The organism is Veillonella seminalis, from assembly GCF_003992065.1.
Taxonomy (GTDB): Bacteria; Bacillota; Negativicutes; order Veillonellales; family Veillonellaceae; genus Veillonella_A; species Veillonella_A seminalis.
Genome location: NZ_RQUZ01000006.1, coordinates 1 through 25,115 on the forward strand (window position 1 = coordinate 1; position 25,115 = coordinate 25,115).

The 25,115-nt window shown below is 42.3% G+C and carries 24 protein-coding genes and 2 riboswitches; of the genes, 15 read left to right on the forward strand and 9 right to left on the reverse strand.

From position 1 onward, the window contains the following. Positions 1–106: 106 nt before the first annotated feature. The gene (locus EO126_RS04900) at positions 107–1,411 is read left to right on the forward strand and encodes a hypothetical protein (RefSeq protein WP_127007794.1); all 1,305 of its coding nucleotides are present in this window, start codon (positions 107–109) and stop codon (positions 1,409–1,411) included. Then, positions 1,402–1,887, forward strand: a complete 486-nt coding sequence (locus tag EO126_RS04905; protein ID WP_127007796.1) for a hypothetical protein — start codon at positions 1,402–1,404, stop codon at positions 1,885–1,887. The genes EO126_RS04900 and EO126_RS04905 overlap by 10 nt, the downstream gene beginning before the upstream one ends. 122 nt (positions 1,888–2,009) lie before the next feature. On the opposite strand, the gene EO126_RS04910 is transcribed toward EO126_RS04905, so the two are convergent. Together EO126_RS04910 and EO126_RS04915 are read right to left on the reverse strand one after the other, a co-directional pair. Then, complete coding sequence (locus EO126_RS04910; RefSeq protein ID WP_127007798.1) at positions 2,010–2,267, reverse strand: hypothetical protein; 258 nt, start codon at positions 2,265–2,267, stop codon at positions 2,010–2,012. Between the two features lie 82 nt (positions 2,268–2,349). After that, positions 2,350–3,024, reverse strand: coding sequence for an HAD family hydrolase (locus EO126_RS04915; RefSeq protein ID WP_127007800.1), 675 nt, complete (start codon positions 3,022–3,024; stop codon positions 2,350–2,352). Between the two features lie 161 nt (positions 3,025–3,185). On the opposite strand from EO126_RS04915, the gene EO126_RS04920 reads away from it, so the two are divergent. Next, a complete protein-coding gene (locus EO126_RS04920) occupies positions 3,186–4,871 on the forward strand; it encodes a glycoside hydrolase family 2 TIM barrel-domain containing protein (protein ID WP_127007802.1) in 1,686 nt (561 codons plus the stop codon). 125 nt (positions 4,872–4,996) lie between these two features. Here EO126_RS04920 and EO126_RS04925 read toward each other — a convergent pair whose 3' ends face one another. The 5 genes from EO126_RS04925 to EO126_RS04945 form a co-directional block, all read right to left on the reverse strand. Next, a complete protein-coding gene (locus EO126_RS04925) occupies positions 4,997–6,256 on the reverse strand; it encodes an O-antigen ligase family protein (protein WP_127007804.1) in 1,260 nt (419 codons plus the stop codon). Further along, positions 6,256–7,824 (reverse strand): putative polysaccharide biosynthesis protein, encoded by a 1,569-nt coding sequence (locus EO126_RS04930; RefSeq protein ID WP_127007806.1) that lies wholly within the window; start codon positions 7,822–7,824, stop codon positions 6,256–6,258. Before EO126_RS04930 ends, EO126_RS04925 begins: the two co-directional genes overlap by 1 nt. Before the next feature lie 293 nt (positions 7,825–8,117). Next, complete coding sequence (locus tag EO126_RS04935; protein WP_225723675.1) at positions 8,118–9,428, reverse strand: L-lactate MFS transporter; 1,311 nt, start codon at positions 9,426–9,428, stop codon at positions 8,118–8,120. A gap of 145 nt (positions 9,429–9,573) precedes the next feature. After that, positions 9,574–9,655: riboswitch (ZMP/ZTP riboswitch) on the reverse strand. Positions 9,656–9,867: 212 nt separating this feature from the next. Further along, positions 9,868–10,797, reverse strand: coding sequence for a class II fructose-1,6-bisphosphate aldolase (gene fba / locus EO126_RS04940; protein WP_127007808.1), 930 nt, complete (start codon positions 10,795–10,797; stop codon positions 9,868–9,870). A 154-nt stretch (positions 10,798–10,951) separates the two neighbouring features. Next, a complete protein-coding gene (locus EO126_RS04945; protein ID WP_127007810.1) occupies positions 10,952–11,983 on the reverse strand; it encodes an RluA family pseudouridine synthase in 1,032 nt (343 codons plus the stop codon). 127 nt (positions 11,984–12,110) lie between these two features. On the opposite strand from EO126_RS04945, the gene EO126_RS04950 reads away from it, so the two are divergent. From EO126_RS04950 to EO126_RS05000, 11 genes are all read left to right on the forward strand, one after another. Further along, positions 12,111–12,605, forward strand: coding sequence for a YajQ family cyclic di-GMP-binding protein (locus EO126_RS04950; RefSeq protein ID WP_006555026.1), 495 nt, complete (start codon positions 12,111–12,113; stop codon positions 12,603–12,605). 85 nt (positions 12,606–12,690) lie between these two features. Further along, a complete protein-coding gene (gene cbiD, locus EO126_RS04955) occupies positions 12,691–13,809 on the forward strand; it encodes a cobalt-precorrin-5B (C(1))-methyltransferase CbiD (protein ID WP_006555025.1) in 1,119 nt (372 codons plus the stop codon). After that, positions 13,785–14,411 (forward strand): precorrin-6y C5,15-methyltransferase (decarboxylating) subunit CbiE, encoded by a 627-nt coding sequence (gene cbiE / locus EO126_RS04960; RefSeq protein ID WP_127007812.1) that lies wholly within the window; start codon positions 13,785–13,787, stop codon positions 14,409–14,411. Before cbiD ends, cbiE begins: the two co-directional genes overlap by 25 nt. 70 nt (positions 14,412–14,481) lie before the next feature. After that, positions 14,482–15,096, forward strand: coding sequence for a precorrin-6Y C5,15-methyltransferase (decarboxylating) subunit CbiT (cbiT, locus tag EO126_RS04965; RefSeq protein ID WP_127007814.1), 615 nt, complete (start codon positions 14,482–14,484; stop codon positions 15,094–15,096). A gap of 100 nt (positions 15,097–15,196) precedes the next feature. Next, complete coding sequence (cobM, locus tag EO126_RS04970) at positions 15,197–16,009, forward strand: precorrin-4 C(11)-methyltransferase (RefSeq protein WP_006555022.1); 813 nt, start codon at positions 15,197–15,199, stop codon at positions 16,007–16,009. Positions 16,010–16,027: 18 nt separating this feature from the next. Beyond that, positions 16,028–17,188 carry a cobalt-precorrin 5A hydrolase gene (locus EO126_RS04975; protein ID WP_420883047.1) on the forward strand — a complete coding sequence of 387 codons (1,161 nt, stop codon included), beginning with the start codon at positions 16,028–16,030 and terminating at the stop codon, positions 17,186–17,188. Between the two features lie 29 nt (positions 17,189–17,217). Next, positions 17,218–17,907, forward strand: a complete 690-nt coding sequence (gene cobJ, locus EO126_RS04980) for a precorrin-3B C(17)-methyltransferase (protein ID WP_006555020.1) — start codon at positions 17,218–17,220, stop codon at positions 17,905–17,907. After that, positions 17,904–18,695, forward strand: coding sequence for a precorrin-6A reductase (cobK, locus tag EO126_RS04985; protein ID WP_006555019.1), 792 nt, complete (start codon positions 17,904–17,906; stop codon positions 18,693–18,695). Before cobJ ends, cobK begins: the two co-directional genes overlap by 4 nt. Next, complete coding sequence (locus tag EO126_RS04990; RefSeq protein ID WP_006555018.1) at positions 18,682–19,356, forward strand: precorrin-8X methylmutase; 675 nt, start codon at positions 18,682–18,684, stop codon at positions 19,354–19,356. Before cobK ends, EO126_RS04990 begins: the two co-directional genes overlap by 14 nt. Continuing rightward, entirely contained in the window at positions 19,349–20,398 is a 1,050-nt protein-coding gene (locus EO126_RS04995; protein ID WP_006555017.1) for a FecCD family ABC transporter permease, read from the forward strand. Before EO126_RS04990 ends, EO126_RS04995 begins: the two co-directional genes overlap by 8 nt. Then, on the forward strand, positions 20,398–21,225 hold the full coding sequence (locus EO126_RS05000) for an ABC transporter ATP-binding protein (RefSeq protein ID WP_127007816.1): 828 nt from the start codon (positions 20,398–20,400) through the stop codon (positions 21,223–21,225). The genes EO126_RS04995 and EO126_RS05000 overlap by 1 nt, the downstream gene beginning before the upstream one ends. A gap of 209 nt (positions 21,226–21,434) precedes the next feature. Here the strand turns inward: EO126_RS05000 and EO126_RS05005 are convergent, their stop codons facing one another. Next, on the reverse strand, positions 21,435–22,385 hold the full coding sequence (locus EO126_RS05005) for an ABC transporter substrate-binding protein (protein ID WP_127007818.1): 951 nt from the start codon (positions 22,383–22,385) through the stop codon (positions 21,435–21,437). A 277-nt stretch (positions 22,386–22,662) separates the two neighbouring features. After that, positions 22,663–23,682 (reverse strand): sirohydrochlorin cobaltochelatase, encoded by a 1,020-nt coding sequence (locus EO126_RS05010; RefSeq protein WP_006555014.1) that lies wholly within the window; start codon positions 23,680–23,682, stop codon positions 22,663–22,665. A gap of 236 nt (positions 23,683–23,918) precedes the next feature. Further along, a riboswitch (cobalamin riboswitch) is annotated at positions 23,919–24,087 on the reverse strand. Between the two features lie 223 nt (positions 24,088–24,310). On the opposite strand from EO126_RS05010, the gene EO126_RS05015 reads away from it, so the two are divergent. Continuing rightward, the gene (locus tag EO126_RS05015; RefSeq protein ID WP_006555013.1) at positions 24,311–24,628 is read left to right on the forward strand and encodes a hypothetical protein; all 318 of its coding nucleotides are present in this window, start codon (positions 24,311–24,313) and stop codon (positions 24,626–24,628) included. Positions 24,629–25,115 lie beyond the last annotated feature (487 nt).

A 25,115-nucleotide genomic window follows, 5' to 3' on the forward strand; every position in this document is an offset into this window, starting at 1 on the left:
GTGTTATGATTAATAGAGTCCATAGTGATATCGATACCTCGTGTATAAGATTTGTTTTAGCGACATTAATCATAACACAAATCGGTATTCACTATGGATTTTTTATATGTTCAATTTCAGTTTACAATTAACCATTTTAATTCCTTATTTAAAGAGCGTTCAAAAAAAGAGAATTCTGTATTACTCTTTGTATGGTAAGAAAAATTGTAATCAAATTAAAACTGAATTAGTATATCAAAAACTTTTAGGTGAAAAGGATGACGATAGTAAAAGATCTAAGATACTTTATAAAATAAAGAACCTAATTCCAAAGGGAATATCATTTAAATCTAATATTGGCATAGACATGAACATTGATGTTACATCTATGATTGGTAATTTTATTAAATTAGAAAATAGTATTATTATATTAGATGATTTTGAGCGTTGTAATTCGGATACAAAAGATATAATGGGATTAGTTGATGATTTATCTAAAGGAGATGGAAATTTTCTTATTGTCGTAGGGAATAAGAAAGAATTATATTATCGTGAAAATGATATTGTAAGAAAAATATATATTAAAAATAATAACAAAAATAATAAAGAAGATTCGGAATGTGTTTTATTTCGTAAAAAGTACTTGGAGGACTTTGAAAAAGTATTTAAATTAGAAATTCATCTAGATACGGATATAGAGACTGTATACGATGAAATATTTATATCAAGTAATAATGATTTGGCAAACTTTTATAAAGAAAATAAGATTAAAGTTATTCAAGAGTGTGAAAATTTAAACTTTAAAAATATAAGGATATTAATAAGTGTAAAGAATTCCTTTGACAATATTATAATGGAATTGCAGCGACTAGATAATAGATTTAGTATTGTTCGATATAGCTATAAGTATGCGGATATATTTATTTATTTACTGGTAAGAACTATACAATTTAAATTGGGTATAATTGATTTAAATGATTGTGATAGTACTGTGAATAATTTTCAAGTAGTAAAGAACAGTGCAGAAAAAAATTATGATATTGATAATTATATGTTTAGTTTTGGATTTATTGATTATTTTATAAAAACGGCTACATTTGATCGATTGTCGATTGAACGATTTATTGAAGAAGAACTTAGTAACAACGAAAAATCTAGATTGTCTATATATAAGTATGAAAGATGGGATATTCTTGACACCGATAGAGATATTTTAAACTTTTTAGAGGAATTATTAGTTGAAATTAATAATAATATGTATTCTGTAGATGTATTTGGTAGGATTATTAATATTTTAGTTACTATTAAATATTGGGCTAAAATAGATTTTAATATTGATGAATTTATAAATGCTTTAAAAATTTCGGCAAAAAAATTGAATATAATGAAGATGAGCTTAATAGATTTTCTTGGTCACAGCGGATGTTTATAGATGTTTACAGGGAAGAATGTAGTAATATATTTTTAGAAGTAGAAAAAATTTTAAAAGAGCGGGATAAAGTTAATAAAAATATTAAATTATCACTGATACCTTTTTTTGAGAAGCGAAGTTTATTTGATTCGGATTTTTACAAATTTTGTATAGAAAATAGGGAACTTTATTATAGTGAGCGTTCATTTGCAAATTATCTGCCAGCAAGTGATAGTGCTATTGACTTTATTAATAATTCTTGCACTGCTGAAATTGATAGTTTTTCTCATATTTTAAATTATATATATTTACAAATAAATAATTCTGATGAATACTTAATTAATGATGTAGAATATTTAAAGCAGCTTTTACAGGGAGTTAAAAAAATTATAGTAAATGAAAAGCAACAAATAGAAAAAGTAAAATTAAATCAATTGGTAGAAACAATAAAAAAATGCATTTCCAAATTATCAAAGGATGAATTATCAATTGGGTAAAAAATAGACCATAATTAAATTTTAAATTTAATTATGGTCTATTTTTAAATTTATAACTATTATAGAAAATAATGGAATGTTTTAGTATTGCTTCTTAGTGATTAAAAAATAAATACGGGAATTTAATGGCAATACGTTGAGTTTGAATTGTTGTTATAGTTCATCATATGATGATAACCATAGCCATTGTTTCCGTCATTGTTATACATCATGTTATTACGATTATTATCGTTGTTCCCATAATTATTGCCATTATATCCGTAGCATGGACCGCCGTACTGATAACCGTTCATTTGGGAGTTACCGTATGCTTGAACCATAGGATACGCTGCTAAGCCAATCACAGCGGTAAGTACTAGTGCAGATAACCATTTTTTCATAATAACAACCTCCTTATATAATACCTTCTGATTAAATTATAAGTCTTTCGGAGTTGAGAATCAAGGAGGGGGTATAGGCATTCTATTTATTTAATCTCTCTATAATCTCCAACACTTCCCCCGGCGTATGAGCCACATGTTTAGCCCCCAGTTCTCTAAGCAACTCCTCATCTCTAAATCCCCAAGTCACAGCAATAGGGAGGAGTCCGGAGTTCTTAGCGGTTTGTAGATCCACTTCGGAATCGCCGATATAAACAGCTTCTTCCGAGGTGCTGTTAAGTTCTTTCAAAGCGGCATTAACCATATCCGGCTCCGGTTTACGTTTTCGATCCGGCGTTTCGCCGATGGCTACGTTGAAGTATTCTTTGAAGTATTGGTCGTTTAAAGCGGTTACGCCTTCTTGCACTTTATTAGATACAACGGCCATTTTGTAGCCTTCTTTTTTCAAAGCAGCAAGTAGTTCATAGAGTCCGTCATAAGGAGCAGTTTTGTCGTTGTTGTGTTCAGCATAATATTCTTTCAGTTCTGTCAGCATGGTATCGAGCTTTTCTTGTGGTACGGTAAGGTCGGTGCCGGTGAGAACGCTGCGTTCTACCAATTTGCCCAGACCATTGCCGACGAAACTGCGAATTTCCGCTAATGAACGAGTCGGATAATTATGTTTTTTCAAAATATAATTCATGGAATCCATGAGATCGTCCAATGTATTTAAAATCGTTCCGTCGCAATCAAAAATTATAGTAGTATGGCGTTTCATCAATAAATCTCCTTACATTTTTTGCATAATCCCTCGAAATTGCATATTTATTTTAGTATAGGTGAAAAAATGTGCATTGTAAACAGAATTTCCTTCATAAATTCATTGAATAGATATAGGTATTTAGTATATACTTATAAGAGATATAGGAGGAGTCTTTGATGAGTACGATGGAATTATTGCAGCCTGTAGCAAACGCATTTCGAGACCGTATAGATTTGCGTGGCAATTGGTTTTTTGCCTTTGATAAATCAAAGGATAAAACCTATGAAACCGGCGTGGCGCGACAGATGTCGGTACCGGTACCGGCGGCTTTGCAGGATTTATTTGTAAGTCCTGAGGAGCGCAACTATTGCGGTACTATGTGGTATGAACGCAATATTTATATTTCGAAACGATGGCTCGGTTCGGATGTCTTTTTGCGTTTTGACGGCATCGGCAATCGTGCGGTTGTGTATGTCAACGGCATGGAGGCGGGCCGCCATGAAGGGGCGTTTGTGTCGACGGTTATTAACGTGACGCGCCAATTACGCTATGGCGAAGAAAATCGCATTATTGTAAAAGTAAATAATGAATTGTCCGCTTATACGCTGCCGGCGGGGCAGGCTGTTACATCACCTAAAGGACGTCGCATAAATCAGCCGAATTTTGATTATGAAGTACCGGCCGGTATCTATGGCAATGTTACTTTATATACTGTGCCGACAACGCGTTTGACGGATGTTATGGTTCAGACGGTTGAATTGTCTACTGAACAGGCTGTGGTGCAGTATATGGCTCATGTACAAGGCAATTGCTTGGTGACGGCAACACTACGCGATCGAGATGGTCGCATTGTAGCTACCGGTGTGGGCGGTAATTCCAAGTTGACTGTTGAAAAACCGCATATTTGGACTGTAGGCGACGGGTATTTATACACTTTGGAACTTGAAGTGAGCCGTTTGGGCAAACAGCATGATGTGTATCATCAGCGTATAGGTATTCGTACCGTAGCGGTTGAAGGCGGTAACTTGATGCTTAACGGAACCGTTGTTCGGTTAAAAGCTACTGAGTTGGTAGCGCCGAATATGGCCTTAGCTGCGAATCCCGTACAGGTTAAACAACAATTTCAACAGTTGCTCGCTATGGGCGGTAATTGTATTTTCAGTAGCGGTCGTCCGGTTTCACCGGAAGTATTACAGCTGGCTGATGAAAACGGTATTCTGGTTGTGGCGGAAATGCCGGCAGCCGGTTTATTGGCTAAAGATTTGCAACCGGGCGAGGCGAACTTCAGTAAAGCCGATGTTAAATCCAGATTATTGGATACTCATAAAGACACGATAGACTCCTTAATAACTCGTGATAAAAATCATCCGTCCATTATTAGTTGGTCATTGTTATATACTCCGTTAACGATGATGAAAGAGGATGAAACATACTTTACCGATATTGCCGAGACGGCTCTTCAATGTGATTGGGAAAAACGCCCATTGGCGCTTACTATTACTCAATCCCTCAGCGATATTTGGGCCGGGAATATGAAAGCATACTCCTTATTAATCTTAAAAACTTGGACTAAGCAATGGAGTGCTGATGTTGAGATCTTGCAAAGTACCATGTATAAAGAATTGGTTGATTGGGAAGCTAAGCAGCCGGAGAAAGCTCTTGCGGTAGTAATGGGGGCAGATTTATCTTCTGAGTGTTTCGGCATGGAACATTCCTTTGGCTCGTATGCAACTTACCGCGTAGTTTCTGAAAAAGTACAGGAATTGATTACCATGTTAAGTTCAATGCCGAATGTACAGGGGCATTTTCTACAAGGTGATGCGGCAAAATTAGCCGACACATTGAAACAAAGTTGGAATTAAATATATTGAAACGCTATAATTTTTAAATTTTATATTTCTTAATAAACTAAAAGAGGAAAGATAAGTTTTGATTCTTATCTTCCCTCTTATTTTTTTATTCTGTTTTTTATTTCTATAAGTAGATTTTAAGCTTTTTCCAAAACCCTATCGTCAGATTTAGAAGGTTTGTTTTCTGCAATTTCGGCAACAGAATTATCTTCAGCTAATGCCTCTAAACTCAAGCTGATAGCGATATAGTACCAGTAAAGCTTCATGATGGCTGAAGCATCAAAGGTATAATCGATAAGACCGAAAAGCAAATAGAACGTGGTAGCAGCCAGACGCATGTATGCATATGGATTGCCTTTAAAGGTATCTTTTAGCGCACGTACTTCAATGTAGCCGAATAAGATTAAGAAAGCTAAAAGTCCGATAACACCGGATTCTGTTGTAACCTGAATGAAGTTGTTATGGGTATGTACCATCCGTTGTGTATTTTCAGGCAATTCATAATGTGCTTTATATATTTCGGTGAACTCCCCGGGGCCAACGCCAAGGAGAGGATAATCATGTATCATCATGGCGGCGGATTCCCATACAACGATACGATCCGCATTAGAACGGTCTGTCGTCATATTGGTAGTCGATATAATTCGTTGTTGCATGCTCGGGCTGGAAGCTACATAAGCACCGATAATGGCTGCTATTACGAGATAGGCAATCGGGAAGTATTTATTTTTACGCCAATACTTAAACGAGAAGAACGGTGTGAATGCTAACAGTAACCAACTGCCGCGGCTTTGACCACCGAACAAACCAAGGATATTTGTAAAAATAGAAACAACTGCTAATTTTCGTAAGCCCATAGGGAAGATAGTTTCCGCCATAATAATTACCTGTACCGGAATGGTCATGGCGAGAATCGCAGCTAAGTTCAATGGGTTATTACTAAAGCCCGAAGGACGCGGATTTTTCAAAAATACATGCTGGTAGAAAGCCAATAAAGAATCGAGGTTTAATGAGATAAATACCGCACCTAAGAGCCAAAACATTTGTTTTTTGCTTTTAGCACAGAACGGAATGATAAATAACGGTAAAGCTCGATAAAGCCAAATTTCCAGCAATGCTTTAAAAGATTTTCCCAAGTGTTCACTTACAAATACAGACGGCACTATGAGGAGAATGGCAATCCCTAAGATTTTTAAATAGGGAAGAGCTTTTTTGATTACAAAATTATCTCTCAACGTGTGATTTTTATATTGTTTGTATAGGCTGATTAAAAAGAATAAAATCGCCAGACCATACAACACATTACCGGCACCCATGGAAATTCGTTGCATAAAGAGGGCAGCTCCTACAAAGAATATTGCATAGGATTCAGTCGTTTTTGTTTTAAAAAAATTCATTACTCTTTCCCCCTAAAAAACTTTCCAATTAGAGGCATCCGTTCGCCGTCGTGACGGTTCAAGCCTTTTAAGAGAACCATAACGATGACATAGATTACACCACCCACAAAGGCGCTGATGGCCATGGCAAAGAATTTATGCATGATGCCTTCAAGCGGCGGGTAGAGGAAGAACATGGCCACGCCCATGACGATGGCACTGATGATGTTTTTCCAAAGTAGGGAAAAATCAAGGAAATATCCCGTATATTTTTTGATCCAAATTAAGTTTAAAAGGGCAGCCACGCCGATGTCGGCAACGGTTGCATAGGCAGCCCCGCTAATGCCGAGCCAAGGAAGAGCGGTTAAGTTCCAGTTTAAAATAACCTTGGAAATAGCGGCAATCCCCATGTTAATTACCGGCAGAGTCGGTTTGCCGAGACCTTGTAAAACACCGGTTGTTACTTGGTGCATGCCTAAGAAGAAAATGGCAATAGCCGTAATCTGTGTAGCTTCTGCGGCACGCGGTGCGTTATAGATAACGCTTACTACCGGTTCAGCCAACACGTAGAGCATTAAGGTAAATGGCACAGTTGACATAAAGGTAATGCGCATAGCACCGGCCGTGCGGTAGTACACGCCTTTTTTATCGCCCGTCGCATTCGCATTGGAGATGGCAGGTACGATACTGGTTGCCAAAGCAGCCGTAATAATTGTTGCCAAGTTGATGAGTGGCACCGCCATACCCGTTAAATAACCGAAGAGTTCGGTTGCTTGGCTAGTGGTAAAACCGGCTACTTCCAAACGACGCGGCACGATAAACAAATCAAGGTTTGCCACTAACGGTAACATTAAGCTGGCTAAGGAAATCGGAATGGCCAATTTGATAAGGCGTTTTACAATCGATCCGGAGGATTCGCCGGGACCTTCCGGTTGTTTATGAGCGTCTTCCGGGGATTTCGGTAATTTATAATAGTAGTACATAAGTACTAAGAGGGCACCGAAGGCACCGATACCGGCCCCCATGCTGGCACCGCCGGCGGCGGCTCCGAGACTGTAAGAAAGGAGCATATACGCAGCCCCGAGCATAACAACTACGCGAAGTAATTGTTCAATAATTTGGCTCACAGCAGTTGGCGTCATTAATTGCCAACCTTGTAAATAGCCGCGGTAACACGAAATGAGTGTTACAAAGAAAATGGCCGGAGCTAAGGCGAGTAAGGCTAAATAAGCTCGGTCATCAATGATATATCCTGATGAAATAAGCCAATCCGCACCGAACCACATCAGGATACTGAATAGCAGGCCGGTAGCAAAGAGAAGGTAGAAGGATAGTTTGAAAACCTTCTGGGCTCCGCGATAATCGAAACGGGCAAGTTTTTCCGCAGTTAAAATTGAAATTGCAATCGGAATCCCGGCACTGGATAGTTGCAACGACAAGAGGTAAATAGGGAATGCCATCTGGTAAATCCCAATACCTTCACCGCCGAGTACACGGGACAGCAAAATCCAGTTGATGCTGCCGATGGCCTTGACCACAAAGCCGGCAATGGTAAGAATAAGAGTTCCTTGTAAAAATCGGTTAACCATTTACTATACTCCCAACTTGATATTCATATGGTAGTTAATATTTTCAATCGCATTTAAGGCTATATTTAACTTCAGCCTATCAATATTTAATTTTAACATACATTCGAGTAACCTGCATTAGGATTTTGAGAAAGAAGTGATTTAACTTATGGTCAAATAGAATCAAGAGTTTCTAAAATCTCTGAAAATACTATTTGGGATTACAATTCGAATAAAGAGTAAAAAAAGACGAAAACAACAGGAATGAATGCTGATGTTTTCGTCTTTTGATTTAATATGTTAATATTTTAAGTTTATGCACTCGTTACAGACGTGTTATTCAATGATTCTTCAACAACTTTTTCTTCCGCTTCAAAGTGATGATCTTTAGTGAACACTTTAAGTGCCACAGCTACGGCCAAGTTCAATACGAACAAAGCACTGAATACGAAGAGCGGACCGCTGTAGCTGTTGGTGCTTTCACGAAGGAAGGATACGAGCATAGGACCGGCGATACCGGCGAAGCCCCAAGCTGTTAATACGCGACCGTGAATGGCGCTGAGTGCTTTGGTGCCGAATAAATCGCTGAGATAAGCCGGCATGCAGGCAAAACCGCCTCCGTAGCAGGTAATAATGGCAAATACGAGGAATTGGAAGAAGAACGAATTGCTCGTATGGCCGAGGGCAAAGAAAGCCAAGATTTCAATGAGGAAGAACAACATGTAGGTAAAAGGTCGGCCGATGTAGTCGGAAATAGTGGACCAACCGATGCGGCCAAGACCGTTCAAAAGACCGATAATACCAACCATGGAAGCGGCTTCCGTAGCGTTCATGCCTACGATTTCCTGAGCCATTGGGGAGGCTACGGCTAATAAGCCGATACCGCAAGTGATGTTGATGAAGAAAATCCACCATAAAGCACTGAACTGCCAAGTGCGCATGGCTTCATGAGCGTTCATACCGCGATTGAATAAAGTGTTAGCCGGGCGAGCAGCTGCAGTAGTTTGTGCTTTTTCAGTACTGTTTGTAGCAGTTGCATCAGTAGTTACAGTTGCTGCATGGTTTGTTGGTGGTTTTAAATATAAGGACGAAAGAGCCATAATGATGATGTAGGCTACGCCCAGAATTTGGAATGTTTGCACCAAGCTGTATTGTGCCGTTAAGTATTGCATTAAAGGACCGGCGATTAAGGCCGCAAAACCGAAGCCCATGATAGCCAAACCGGTGGCAAAGCCGCGATTGCGCGGGAAGTATTTAACGAGAGTGGACACCGGTGTGATATAACCGACGCCGAGGCCGATACCACCGATGACACCATAGAAGATGTAGAGCAAGGTAAGGCTGTGAGCTTCTAAAGCATAGCCGGTGCCCAACATACCGATCCCGAAGAAGAGGGTACTCCATAAACCGCTCTTTTTAGGTCCCATTTTTTCAGCCACACTGCCGAGTAAACCGGCGGAAAGACCGAGGAATAAAATAGCCAAGGAGAAGGTCCAAGTTGTTTCTTTAAGGGACCAACCCATAGCAGCCATGATAGGGCGTGTTAAAACGCTCCAAGCATAGACACTGCCGATAGAAATGTGAATTCCGATAGCCGCCAAGGCAATTAACCAACGATTTCGCATACAATCATCCTTTCTGTAATGAAAGAAGTTGCTCAAAGTCTTTTCAGAAGAGTTATAAATACTTTTAAATAGGCTTTACTAGTAGTCTTTTGATGATTGAAAGGCAGGTAAAGGCTTTCAAAATATGCAAAAGACCGCCTGAGCAATCTTCTGCCCAGACGGTCGGCGTTTCTTCGCATACAATACACGTGGTTAATTCCACTAATCCGTCAGCATTGTATGTTGTTCTTAATTGTGAAGTCATTATAACAGTAAAAAAAGAAGCAGTCAATCTAAAGATTTAGATAAACTACTTCTTTTTTAGTTATGGATTATACATTTGTACATCTAATAAAGAGTTTTAGGATATATACTTTGTCAGTATTTGTCCCGACTTCAGGTTACTCGGTAGTTAATTGTGCAGTGGATTTTAAATAACTGTAGCCTGAGAGTTTTACGATTATAATTTACCGGAGGAACCCAATACGTTTTTAATTTTGTGCTGTACCATGCCTTTGATCGCATCGCGAGCAGGTCCCAAGTATTTACGAGGGTCAAATTCGGATGGGTTGTTAACAAAGAATTCACGAATGGAGGCTGTCATAGCTAAGCGAAGGTCGGTGTCGATGTTGATTTTACATACGGACATGGACGCTGCTTTGCGAAGCATTTCTTCAGGAACGCCTTGGGCGCCCGGAATGCTGCCGCCGAATTTGTTACATTTTTCAACAAATTCAGGCAATACTGTGGAAGCACCGTGTAAAACGATAGGGAAGCCCGGTAATAATTTACCTACTTTTTCCAAACGTTCGAAGTCAAGGTATGGTTCGCCTTTGAATTTGTAAGCACCGTGGCTGGTGCCGATAGCGATAGCCAAGGAGTCAACGCCGGTACGTTCTACGAATTCGGCAGCCTGATCGGGATCGGTGAAGAGAGCGTCTTTTTCACTTACGTTTACATCGTCTTCAACGCCGGCCAAACGACCTAATTCGCCTTCAACTACTACGCCGTGTGCGTGAGCATATTCAACAACTTTTTTAGTCAAAGCCACGTTGGTTTCAAAATCATGTTTGGATCCGTCAATCATAACGGAACTGAAACCGCCGTCGATACAGGATTTACAGATTTCAAAGTCGTCACCGTGGTCAAGATGTAAGGCGATTGGTAAGCCCGTATCTTCAAGGGCTGCTTCTACTAATTTTACAAGATAAATGTGTTTTGCGTATTTGCGGGCACCGGCGGATACTTGAAGAATCAACGGAGATTGTTCTTCTTTAGCCGCATCAACGATACCTTGTACAATTTCCATGTTGTTAACATTGAAAGCACCAATAGCATAACCGCCTTCATAGGCTTTTTTAAACATGTCTGTTGTTGAAACTAATGGCATAGTATTTCCTCCTTGTAATGGAATACTGATAACTGATAAGGAATGTCATACATCAAGTTAAGTATAGCAAGAAGACTCTTAAACGGCTACTGCTATTTATGCATAATAGTGGGGCTCTATGACTGTATAGCTGTGGGGCACAATGAAATTTTTGTCAAAAAGAATTCTTGTTGGGGCTTAAGTACTGTGAAATCAAGGGTTCCCAGGCTTTGGGGAGCGGAGCGGTCACCGTTATGAACGTATGCGTCATAGGGTGGACAAATTGTAGCCCAATGGCGTGTAATGCTTGATTTTGAAGTAAATTGAGCGAACCGCCATAGAGGTCATCGCCCACGAGTGGGAATCCCAATTGTGACATGTGTACGCGAATTTGATGGGTTCGGCCGGTGTGAAGGACAAAGCGGACGAGGGATAGCCGTTTATGACGGGCTAAACAGGTAATGTCCGTGTGGGCCGGCTTGCCGACGGAGCTGACGGTGCGTTCGATGATACTGCCTTCTTTGCGTGCAATGGGCCAGTGAATGGTGGCATAGTCTGCCGGGAAAAAGCCTTCACACAGTGCCTCATAGATTTTGCGGATAGGCGTGTGCGTTTTGGTAAAACTGTGCTGCACTAAGGCGTTTTTGGCAATAATCACGAGGCCGGATGTGTCCTTGTCGAGGCGATGAACGGGGTGGAAAGCAGCTTGTGTTTGCTTCGTTTTTTCAAAATAATGAATGAGTGCATTGGCTACCGTATGAAAACGCTCGGTCGATGTAGGATGCATGAGGAGTCCTGTCGGTTTATTGATTATGAGCAGGTGCTCGTCTTCGTAGATGATAGGAATTTCATAGTCCCAAGGCGTGAAGTTTGGTTCCTGCTTTGGCAAGTAAAGTGTTATCGTATCGCCGGGCACGACTAAACTGTGCCATGAAGAGGTTTGATTATTTACATAAACGAGGCCTTCTGTCCGTAAACGACGCCGCATGGCCTGTGATACGCCGGCTCCACGCACTAAATGATTGATGGACAGGCGCATTGCCTTTGGAGCATTTGGCTTAGCTGGAACAACTAAATGTAAAAGCGGCTCGCCGAGCACGGCTGTATTTGCCGGTTCTTTTGTATTTGTGCGGCTGTCATTTTCGATGGCTGTATTTTGTTGTAATGTGTTTTTGGCAGTCGTGGCTGCCTCTGGTGTCTGTTTCATATCTCTATTGTAGCAAAGGTATAAAAAAATTTCATACAAAGTTCAATTTTCCAAACCTTTCTATGTGAGGAACGGGGCCTATATGATATAATAATAGTACTATTTAAAAAGCAAAGGAGGCATATACATGGCCAAAGATTGTTCGTTTGACGTAGTGTCTGAAGTAAATATGCAAGAAGTTGATAACGCAGTTAACCAAGCAAAAAAAGAAATTGGTACTCGTTATGATTTTCGCGGCAGCAAATCCGAAATCAGTCTTGAAGGGGAAACTATTAAGGTGATTTCTGATGATGAATATAAATTAAACGCCGTAATCGACGTTATTAAAGGCAAGATGGTTAAGCGTAATGTGGCGCTTAAGAATCTTGATTACGGTAAGGTGGAACCGGCATCGGGAGCTACCGTTCGCCAGGTGATTACCATTAAAAAAGGTATTTCTAAAGAAACCGCTAAAGATGTGGTTAAATTAATTAAAAATATGAAACTTAAAGTAACGGCACAGATTATGGAAGATCAAGTGCGTGTTACCGGCAAAGATAAAGACTCCTTGCAAGAAGTTATTCAAATGTTGAAACAACAGGATTTACCGGTAGAATTGCAATTTGTAAATTTCCGCTCCTAAGTAGAGCCCACAAGAGCAGCGTAATATTGCTGCTCTTTACCATGATATCAAGCTGTGAAAGATTCTTTCACTAAAGGAGGTATAAATGGATATTGAGGCTATGCGAGGCGGCTATACGACCGGTTCCTGTGCCACGGCCGGTATGAAGGCAGCTTTAATGGCATTGTTGCAGGAAGAGTATCCGACTCGTGTGACGGTGATTAATCCGCAAGATACGCCGATTGAAGTGCCGGTTAAGTCGGTAGAGGTGCTATCCGATACTGAAGCGCGAGCTACTGTGGTTAAAGATGGCGGCGACGATCCGGATGTAACACACGGCACCGATGTGGTGACTACGGTACAGCTGACGGATGACGGCACGTTGCAGTTTCGAGCCGGTTTCGGCGTCGGCACTGTAACGAAACCGGGCTTGGCTATGCCACCGGGAGAACCGGCCATTAATCCGGGACCACGCATCATGATGACCACCGTATTTAATGAGTTTTGCACGGCCGGTCAAGGCGTTATCGTGACGGTATCGGTGCCAAACGGGGAAGTACTGGCGAAGAAAACGCTGAACAGTACGCTCGGCATTGAAGGCGGTATTTCCATTATCGGCACAACCGGGATTGTGAAGCCCATGAGTGAAGAAGGTTTTAAAAACTCTTTGGTACCTCAGCTCACAGTTATGAAAGCGGCCGGTTATGAAACGGCTGTGTTGGTACCGGGGCGTATCGGTCAGGAATTGGCCAAGAATGTGCTGGGAATTGCCATTAATCAGATGGCGGAAACGTCTAATTTTATCGGCTTCATGCTGGAGCAATGCGTGAAAGCCGGTTTTAAAAAGATTGTTATTATCGGTCATATCGGTAAGATTATAAAACTCGCGTCCGGCAGTTTTCATACCCATAATCGTATGAGTGACGGCCGAATGGAGACTCTCGTAGCCTATGCGGCACTGGATGGTGCTTCTACTAAAGTGGCTAATGAAATTATGGAGTGTCGCACCACGGAAGCGGCTATGCCGATTCTGGCACGCGAGCATTTGACGAGCGTTTATCAGCGTGTAGCAGACAGAGCATCTATGCGCTCGGAACGCTATATTGCGAATGAGGCGGAAGTCGGTATTATTATTGCTACGTTGGACGGCGAAATTTTGGCGGTCGATGAAACGGCTAAGCGTATCGGAGGTGAAGAGCATTGGCAAATACCCTCTACGTTGTAGGTATCGGCCCGGGGAATCCCGATTATGTGGTACCGCGCGGTCTTAAATTAATTGAAGAAGCCAAGGTACTCGTCGGGAGTGAACGGTCTTTATTGGATTTTGCTCACGAAGGGCAGCTCACGCATTCGGTTACCGGTAAGCTCACTGAATTAGCTCTTTGGATTGAAGAACAGCTTAAGAGCCATGATGTAGTTGTCATGGTAAGCGGTGATACGGGCTATTACAGCTTATTGCCGTATCTTAAGAAGAAGTTCCCTGATACGCCGATTGATGTGGTGCCGGGCATCAGTTCCATGACCTTTGCCTTTGCTCGTATCGGCGAAGTGTGGCAGGATGCGGATTTGTTGAGTTTTCACGGTCGTGTCCCGAAAGAGGAATCACTTCGTTATGAAGCGGGGCGTAAGCTTGGCTTTTTGACGGATAAGGAACATAATCCGGCGGCGATTGCTCAAATTTTAATGGAGCACGGCTGGCCGGCCGATACGAAGTCGGTGGCTTTAGAACGACTCAGCTATGAAGATGAACGAATTGAGCACGGTACTTTGACGGATATCACAAGACTTTCGGGTTTTGAGCATTCCGTATTTATAGTGCTGGGGTAAACTTAGGATTATCGGTGAGCGTTGAAGCTCATTTATGACTTTTGAATCTTAATATATTAAGGAGGTATCCATGCGGCATTTTTTCGGCATTGAAGATGAAGAATTTATTCGCGGCGATGTGCCTATGACGAAGCGCGAAATTCGTATGGCCGTACTCAATGAAGCGCGTGTGCAGGAGGAGAGTTATGTTCTTGATGTTGGCGCCGGTACGGGTTCCATTTCCATTGAAGCGGCATTGGGGGCACCGCAAGGGCATGTATATGCTATTGAACGTTTTGCCAAGGGCATCGAACTTATCAAGGCGAATATGACGAAGTTTGGTGTTAATAATTTAACGGTAATCGAGGCAAAAGCACCGGAAGGCATGGAAGATTTACCGGCCCTTGATGCCATCATTATCGGCGGCAGTGCGGGCGGTATGGATGCGATTCTCGATGAATCCGAGCGCCTCTTAAAACCGGGTGGCCGTCTTGTCGTAACGGCGGTAACCATGGAAACCGGTTACACGATTTTGAAAGCGTTAAAAGGTCGTCCTTTCACCTATGAAGGCTATCAGATGCAAATTAATCGTTTCCGTAAAGCCGGTCCGTATCATTTGTTGAATCCATTGAGTCCGATTTTTATTGTAACCGCAGTTAAACAGGCTGAGACCGAAACGGCTAATGCTGAAGAAGCAACTAAATAGGTTACTGAGAACAGATATAAATCGTTCGTCTGAATATGTCGTTTAGGCGGATGAAGTATATATAACTTGAGGCCGTAAGGCCGGGGAGGTAAACTGTCACATGAGTACAGATAAAACAATGTCGGGCGATACTGCCATGACGAATCAAGAAGTACCGGTAGTTCATTTTGTGGGGGCCGGCCCGGGGGATCCGGAGCTGATTACCCGCAAAGGTTATCGTTTGGTCAGTGAAGCGGATATCGTAATTTACGCCGGTTCTTTGGTAAATCCGGATATTTTGGCGGCTTGTAAAAAAGGTTGCGAAATTTTTAACAGTGCAACCATGAACCTCGATGAAGTAATCGAAGTTATGAAGCGCGGTGCCGCGGAAGGCAAAGCCATCGTTCGTTTGCACACCGGTGACCCTGCTATTTACGGGGCCATTCAGGAACAGATGGACCGCTTGAAAGAATTGAACATTACCTATGCGGTAATTCCGGGCGTAAGTTCGTTCCTTGCTACGGCGGCTGCTTTAAAACAGGAATACACCTTACCTAATGTATCCCAAACAGTTATTATTACGCGTATGGAAGGCCGTACGCCGATGCCACCGAAGGAAAAATTGGGTATGCTCGCCGCTCATGAAGCAACCATGTGTATTTTCCTCAGTGTGCAGATGATTGATAAAGTAGTGGAAGAACTTGTTAACGGCGGTTACAGCCCTAAGACGCCGGTTGCGATTGTGGTAAAAGCATCCTGGCCGGATCAACGCATCATTCGCGGCACTTTAGAAACGATTGCCGATATCGTGAGTCAGGAAGGCGTATTGCGTCAGGCCATGATCGTGGTAAGTAAAGTTCTTGACAGTGATTATGAATTGTCCAAGTTGTATGACAAGGGCTTCAGTCACATGTACCGTAGTGCCAAGGACTAATAGCGGAGAGTGAGTACTTTGGATATACAGGATAAAAAACCGACCCTAAAAACGTTTATTCAATATTCGACCGTTTCCGAACAGATTGGTATTATTTCCGTAACGGCTCACGGCGCCAAGTTGGGGCAGCGTTTGCGCAAGTATTTCCTGGCGACATCGCATCATATGGTTGAATGTTTTGAAAAAGAAGGCCGTCAAAGTGGGGAAGCGGCTACGCTGTTCAGCTCCATGAAGCCTCATATGGAAACATGGTTTAAGACCTATGATAAGCTGCTTTTTATCATGGCTACGGGTATTGTGGTGCGTATGATAGCCCCGTATATTAAGCATAAGTCGGAAGATCCGGCGGTGGTGGTCATGGATGAACAAGGGCATTTTGCCATCAGCTTATTATCCGGTCATTTAGGCGGCGCCAATGAATGGACGGCGGAGATTGCTCAGGTTATCGGCGCTACGCCGGTTATTACGACAGCTACCGATGTGAATGGTATTCCGGCGCCCGATGTATTGGCGCGTAAGCTTGAATGCAAGGTGGAAGATTTTGACGCGTTGCGTGAAGTCAATTCGGCTCTCGTAGCCGGTGAAACGGTGAAATATTATGTAGATGATACGCTGTATTTTTTCCATCAGTATGAAGCGGCAGCGAAGGCACAGGGGATTACGCTCATTCGCTTCAACCCGCATACCGTTATGGGCAAGTTCTTATGCGAAGAAGGCGGTGAAAACGTAGCGCGCGTTATCATTACCGATTTATTCCTGCCGGTAGGACCGCGGACGTTGGTACTGAGACCGCCGACTATGGTGGTAGGTATCGGTTGTCGCCGCGATACGCCCAAAGAATTAATTTTGGAAGCGATTAAAGATTCACTGCTGAATGTGAATCGCTCGCCTAAGAGTGTGGCTGCCGCCGCTTCGGTGAATGTCAAATCCGATGAAGTCGGTTTGCTGGCGGCTGTAGAAGAGTTACAATGGCCCATTCATTTTTTCACACAAGAAGAAATGGCGCCTTTTATAGAAGCAAGTCATATTGAAGAATCTAATTTTGTTAAACAGACGATAGGAGTAGGCAACGTATGCGAAACAACAGCACTATTACAGGCCAAGAGCCAAACATTACTACAAAAGAAAACGGTGTATCCGCGAACAACGGTAGCCATCGCCCAGGTACAATCAAAGTAATCGGTATCGGACCGGGCAACGAAGAATTCATGACGCCGCAAGCTCGCGAAGCTATTTTGGCGGCTGACCGTGTGGTAGGGTATTTGACATACCTCGACCTCATTGCCGATTTAATTGCGGATAAAGAAAAAGTGGGCACCGCTATGATGCAGGAAGTTGACCGTTGTCAACAGGCTGTAGACTTAGCCATTGAAGGCCACGAAGTAGTGGTTATCTCCAGCGGTGACTCCGGCATCTACGGTATGGCTGGTCTCGTTATGGAACTGGCCAACAAAGTACCGGCCGAACAACGTCCTCAAGTTGACATTGTGCCGGGTCTCAGCGCCGTTAATGTGGCTGCTGCCGTATTGGGTGCTCCTTTGATGCACGACTTCGCCGTTATTTCCTTGAGCGACCTTATGACGCCTTGGGATTTAATCAAAAAACGTGCCGATTTGAGCGCTGAAGGGGATATGGTTATTGCCCTTTATAATCCTCGCAGTAAAAAACGTGTAACTCATTTGGATGAAGTACGTGAATTGGTTCTTAAACATCGCGATCCTAAAACACCTGTGGGTATCGTACAAAAAGCCGGTCGTCCGGGCCAACATATGGTAATTTCCGACTTGGAAAACTTCACTAAAGAAGAAATCGATATGCAGACTTTGGTTATCATCGGCAACAGCCAGACCTATGTTGAAAACGGTCGCATGATTACGCCTCGAGGCTATAAATTATGATTTGGGTCATTGCGGGCACATTAGATGGTCGCAATTTAGCAGTAACCGTTCGTGAAACGACGAAGGAACCTGTATTCGTATCGGTCGTCAGCCAATATGGGGCGCAGCTCGCGGCTCACGAAGGCATCGAAGTACATACGGGGCGTCTCGACAAAGAGGCGATGAAAGAGATTATTGCCGATAAAAATATTCGTCTTTTGATTGATGCCAGTCATCCGTACGCGGCCGTAGTTACCGCTACGGCACGGGATGCGGCGGCTGAAATGAATATTCCGTTCCTTCGTTTTGAACGCAAGGAAGTACCGTTGCCTGACTATGATAAATTACATCATGTAAGCAACGAAGCAGAAGCGGCTCAATTGGCCGGTGAACTGGCTAGCGGGCTTAATAAGCGAGTCTACTTGACGACGGGCAGCAAAACCATGGGGATTTTTGCGAAAGCGGAAGCCCTTCGGGATATTGATGTTTGGACGCGCGTGTTGCCGACGGCGGAAGTGCTTGGCATCATGGAAGACCTCGGGGTGTCGCCGAAACGGATTATTGCCATGCAGGGTCCGTTCAGTTATGATATGAACAAAGTCATGTTCGCCGATACAAAGGCGGATGTGGTTGTTATGAAGAATTCGGGCCTCGTAGGCGGTTCCGATACGAAACTTCAAGCGGCTATTGATTTAGGTTTACATATAATTGTTATTGATCGTCCGGAGCCTGCCAAAGGGGCTATGACCATTTCCACGGCTCAGGAGTTCTGTGATTTATGGGAGGACAAGACAAGTGGAGTACATTAAAAATCCTAAAGCTATTGAAGATAAAAGTATGGAAATCATTTATCCATACGTTAAAGATTTAAATCTTACCGATGATGAAGTGCGTGTATATTCCCGCACCATCCATGCATCCGGTGACGTAGAATACGCTCAGCTCGTGCGTACCAGTCCCGATGCGGTAAAAAAAGGGATTGAAGCGTTGCAAAACGGTGCTCATGTGTACTGCGACGTAGAAATGGTTCGCACCGGTATCAATAAACCGGCCTTAGCCCTTCGCGGCAGTGAAGTACATTGCCTCATTAAAGATGAAAAAGTTGCTGAATTGGCTAAAGAATTGGGTGTAACCCGTTCCATCGCCGCTATGCGTACGTTCGGTAAACAATTAGACGGTCAGATCGTTGCTATCGGTAATGCACCAACTGCTCTTTATGAAGTATTGCGTCTCGCCTTGGAAGAAGGCGTTAAACCGGCTCTTATTATCGGTATTCCGGTAGGCTTCGTCGGTGCTGCTGAATCTAAAGATTATTTGATGGAAGTATCGCCGGTACCGTACATTACGGTAAAAGGCAATAAAGGCGGTAGCCCGATTGCCGCTTCCGTTGTAAATGCCTTACTTTATACCGGCGTAAAACGTGACGGTATGTTGTTTGTGCAAGACAACGAGTCCAAGAAAAATGACTAATCAGAGTAATCATCCGCAAGAAGCGAGTACCGTAAATAAAGGCGGCCGGTCAAATGAACGTCATCGCAATGTGACGCGCAGTTTTATAGTACTCAGCTTTTTGGCATTGGCTGTTGCCGCTATGATTATTTCACTTGTGTTCGGTTCAGCGGATATAACTTTGAGCAAAATTTGGCAAACCTTATGGAGCTCCGAACTAAAAGATACACAGGATATGGTTATTTGGAATATCCGTTTTCCTCGTAATATTGTAGCCGCCTTAGTAGGTGCCAATTTGGCGGTAGCCGGTGCCATTTTGCAGGCTGTTATGAAAAACCCGTTGGCTGATCCTCAGATTGTGGGGGTTTCCTCCGGTGCCGGTTTGGCCGGTGTTATTATCCTGATTCTCTTCCCAAGCTGGGAATATTTGGTACCGCTGGTGGCCTTCGTAGGTGCTTTGGCGGCAGCTCTTATGGTATATGCCTTAGCTTGGAAAAACGGAATTCGACCGACCCGTATTATTTTGGCCGGTGTGGCGGTAGCGGCCTTTTTAGGCTCCGGTATTTCCGCTTTACTGGTGTTCTACGGCGACCGCGTGCAAGGTGCCTTACTGTGGATGGTAGGGGGCTTATCGGCACGCAGTTGGCCACAGGTATATCTGTTGGCACCGTACACGGTTATCGGTTTAATTACGGCCTTCTTGGGCTCACAGCGACTCACAATTCTGAGTCTTGGTGATGAAACCGCCAAGGGGTTGGGTTTGCCGGTAGAACAGACGCGTTTTACTATGACGGCAGTGGCTGCTTTTTTGGCGGCCAGTGCGGTCAGTGTGGCCGGTCTTATCGGGTTTGTGGGGCTTGTCATTCCTCATGTGGCACGTATGCTTATAGGAACCGATTATAAATTCTTACTGCCCGGTTCGGCGTTCTTGGGGGCCGCTGTTCTTGTTATCAGCGATACGCTGGGACGTGTGCTTTTTAGCCCTGTAGAAGTGCCGGTTGGCATTATCATGGCCTTCTTCGGTGCACCGTTCTTCTTATATTTGTTGCGGAGGGATGCTTAATGACTATGAGTAATCAAGTACAAATATCTGCAGCAACAGGAACGGTTCCGGCTATTGCTGTTGAAAACATTGTGGTTTCCTTTGAACAAAAAGATGTGTTGAAGGGCATTACCTGGGAAGTGCCGACCGGTGCAATTACGACGCTTATCGGACCTAACGGATGCGGTAAAAGTACACTATTAAAATGTATTACCGGCAGTGTTAAGCCGATTAACGGTACCATTTATATCAGTGGTCAAAAAGCATTGTCCTATTCGCCACGTTCCTTGGCACAGCGGATGGCCTTCTTACCGCAATCCCCGGAAGTTCCTCGCGATATGGTGGTGGAAGAACTCATTTATTGTGGGCGTTTTCCGCATCAGAATTGGTGGCGTAATACGGCTGGTGAAGACCGTAAAGCCGTGGAAAGTGCTATGGCGGTAACAAAAACGACGCATTTGCGTAACCAACCGGTGTCATCATTATCCGGTGGGGAGCGACAGCGCGTTTGGATTGCGATGGCCTTGGCACAGGAACCGGATATTTTGCTCTTGGATGAACCGACGACGTATCTGGATATTAATCATCAGTTCGAAGTGATGGAATTGCTCCGTCGTTTGAATCGCGAACAAGGACTTACCGTAGTTATGGTGCTTCATGAACTTAATCAGGCCGCTCGCTACTCCGATCAGGTGGCGGTGCTTCATCAAGGGCATTTGGCAGCTATGGGCAATCCAAAGACGGTTATGACGGCTGAACTTTTGAAAACTGTATTTTCAGTGGAATCTGTTATCGAAGAGGGCCCCGATAACAGCCCGTATATTAAAATCGAAGGGCTTGTGCCGTAAGCTGAGTGATTCGATTGTGGGAATAACAATCGAATACCGCTAGAATAGCAATAACATAGCAATAACATAACAGAACAGGCGATAGAATCTTATAATTGCCATTAAAAAAGAGGCGTTACCGAACGGTTGATGAATGTCATCAGCGTTCGGTAGAGCCTCTTAGTTTTTTTGTATGGTACAGAATCTGTTGGTTTTAGCTATGTATCAAATTAGAATGTTACATCGATGCCGTAGGCCATTTTTACAAGTTCTGCCATAGCGTCCGGCGTATGCAAGCCCGGATTCAATAAGAACCAATTGGATGGCAAGTAGAATACCTTTCCGTTTTTAACAGCTTTTAAATTCTGCCAAGCAGGATTGCTCGTCATTTCTTTTTCCATTGTTTTGGTTATTTCGTCTTTTTTGCCCATTGTAGCGATGAAGATGATGTCAGGATCGTCTGAAGCCAAGGTTTCTAAAGAATATGGAATCGTTTTGGCGGATTTGTCAAAATCGCCATGTTGTAATACCACATTCTGCATGCCCAATTCTTCAACTATAGCGGCTGTTACAGCTAAGGTGGTTTCGGCGGTTACGGCTTTACCGGTAGCGCGTAATACGGCTACACGGGCAGGGGGTACATCTTTAATGGCTGCTTTTACTTTGTCAATTTTACCGTTATATTGAGCAATGACTTCTTTGGCTTTATCTTCGTGATTTGTCAATTGGCCTAAGAATTGTAAAAGAGGCACATTGTCTTTAATGCCGTCATAGGCAATTAAAATATACGGTAATTTATTGCTCTGTAATTGACCTTCATATTTACCGTGCTGATTGCTGAGGCCGATTACCAAATCCGGTTTTAAGCCTAAAAGTTGTTCCATGTTGATGTTGGCGGTTTGACCCAAGGATGGTAATTCTTTAAGATTAGCCGGCAATTCATCGGTTGTTTCTACTCGACTTACGGACTTACCGTCAACGGCGTCAAGAAAGTAGAGTAGGGAGTTGGACAATACGGCGATTCGTTCGGGTTTAGCCGGTACCGTATACGTTTGATTTTTGTACGTCAGAGTACGGGTTTCATTAGACGATGTTGAGTCTGTTTTGCCACAGCCGGCAAGGAGGGTCATAATGACTGTCATCGCCATTACAATGATGGTTAAACGTGAAAATTTTTTCATAATACACCTGCCTGATAGATTATAGCGAATTTAGTTCGTAAAGATAGAAGTACGATTACATGTTGTACTGCTTATTTGTACTATACCACAGGTTGTATCGCTTGCCTATGGCTTTAATATAGTTGAATTCCGTAAAAGACAATTTTAATGGCTTTACAATTTATAAGACAATCAAAAGAGGCTGCAAGTAAAATGTGATATACTCTACATTTTCTTACAGCCTCCTTATTATTTGACTTAACCCTTACGGTAAAAAGTAACGGGTTGGTTACTTATCTTATTTAGCGTCGTTTTCAAGGGCTTCCCAAGCTTCTTGAGCATGAGCGGCAAACAAGTCACGGACTTTTTGATTTTCGCCAAGACCATGAATGTAAGTGTCTACTTTGAAGCCGTCAGCCATCAAGATGGATTTATGGGAATCAGGTTCGTCACCGGACATATCATTGTTAGCATGGTCACCGGCTACCATCATGAATGGCATAAGGGTTACATGGTTAATGCCTTTAGCTTTTAATTGAGGGATAATGTCTTCAAGACTTGGCCAACCTTCTACAGTGTAGATGTAAGTGTTTTTAAGACCTGCAGATTCCAAGCGATCTTGGATTACAGCGTAGTAAGCGTTGGAAGGATCAGGAGTACCATGAGCCATAATAAGAACAGCGTCTTTAGGACCAACTTTAGGGAACTGAGTAGCTACAGCTTGTACTGTTTTAGCGATATCGTCAGTTTGACCTTCCTGGCCCATCCAGTACATGAGTGGTGTACCGAATGTCATTTTTTTGAAGTTATGTTTGTACTGGTTGTAAACAGCGGTTTTGTAGTTGTATTCGATACCAGGGATTACGTCAAGAGTTGCCAAAGCAACGCGAGTGTAACCTTCAGCTTTTAATTGATCAAGAGCTTCTTCAGGGGTAGGGTAAGTGATACCTTCTTTAGCTTTGATGCGGTCGATAATGATATGGGATGTGAAAGCAGTTACTACTTTTACGCCCGGATGTTGTTCCTGAATTTCTTTAACGGTAGCACCAATTGTTTTAGCACGAGTGTCAGTGAAAGTAGTACCAAAGCTCATTACTACGATAGCATCTTTGTTTGGTGCTTTAGCCAATACAGGATCGGTTGTGTTGTAAGTACGAACACCGATTTCAGTTGCTTCCAATAATGCAGGTGTAGCCGTTGTTACTTCATCACTTAATTTGTAAGCTGCATCTGCTTGGGTACCAAGGAATCCGAAACCTGTTAATGCGGCCACTGCCAACGTTGTAGCTAATGCTTTCTTGAAAATTTGTTTACTCATTTCATTCACTCCTCGTGATAAAAAGAAGATTAAAAAAATAAAACTAAAAAATAAAATTAAATACAAAAAAACCTCTGCCCACGCGAGCAGAGGAATAATACACTAGTGATGCTAAGCACCTGACGGAAATCATTAGATAATAAGCTTAATAAAGTTTATTATAAATGTATAAATTATTGTATGTCAGTGTATAGTACAAGTAGTGACATTGATTAACCTCGCCATCGTTCGTGGGTTATCGGCAATCCATCAAGGCAGGTCTTCTGGCTCAAGTTCAACGCAACAATCACCTTCCCGGAAAGTTCCAGTGGCATCTTGATTGTGCTCCCTCTTACAGCGGCGGGACCGCGGCAGCTTTTACTGCTCTTCTCTTTTAAGTCGTGCACCTTGAAGGTCGTATTCATTTGATAATCATTATAGTGGAATAAATGTCCACTGTCAATGCAATACCGGGTAGGGTATACCTGGGGAGAATGAGTAATAACTTTTGGTTATTTGTGTCGTACTTTTTTGTTTATACATAGGCAAAGCCGGCAAAGTTTGGTACTATGAATATAGAATATTATTTGTCATACGGCAATTGTACTCTATGATTAATGACAATTATATTACAAAGGAGGTCCATATAATGGATCAATTTACAAATGCTGCCGGTCCTCGTGAAGTATCGGAATCGGTATATGAAGTGGCGTTTACGCCTGCATTGGAACGTGAAGAATATCAAACAGAACCGTTACATTCTAAATTATTGGAATTGCAACAGGCCATGGGTGAAGATGATTTCAACGAATATATTAACAGTTTATTACGTATCACGTATAACGGTAAGCAATTGTGGCTCATCACGAAGAGTGAACGTAAACGTACCTTAATTGAAGGTAAATATTTGCCTATGATTGCTGAAATTTTTGGTGTTGTAGCACCGCGTGTGTTCTCGCAACCTTAATTGTTATCAGTAAAGCTATAGCATTTTCAGTTAGTTATACATATACGGATTATTTATTAAGTATTGAATTACATAAATAATGTATATAGTTGCATAAAGATTCAAAAGCGTAGGATGTTAATCATTTAGTAATGTCAGTACCTGACTATGACCGTGGTTAGTACAGTATTATCTGAATTATTAATATAATACCTGCAAACAAGTGGTAGACTTTGTATTTGTAACTTACGATAAATCTTCTTTAAATCGATGAAAATAGAAGTAAATCGTTAAAGATAGATTTAGTCGATGAAAATATAATTAAATTTTTGATTTATCGTTGATAATCACTGATAAAGTTAAAAATGAGAGAAGTTCTCATTGACTGAAAATAAAATCTAACGTATCATTATACCAACAAATAATAATCAACATATATTTCGAATGTTTTCGATAATGTGAAATATGACAAACTTTTGTCTGATTAAGATGTTCGATTATGGTAACA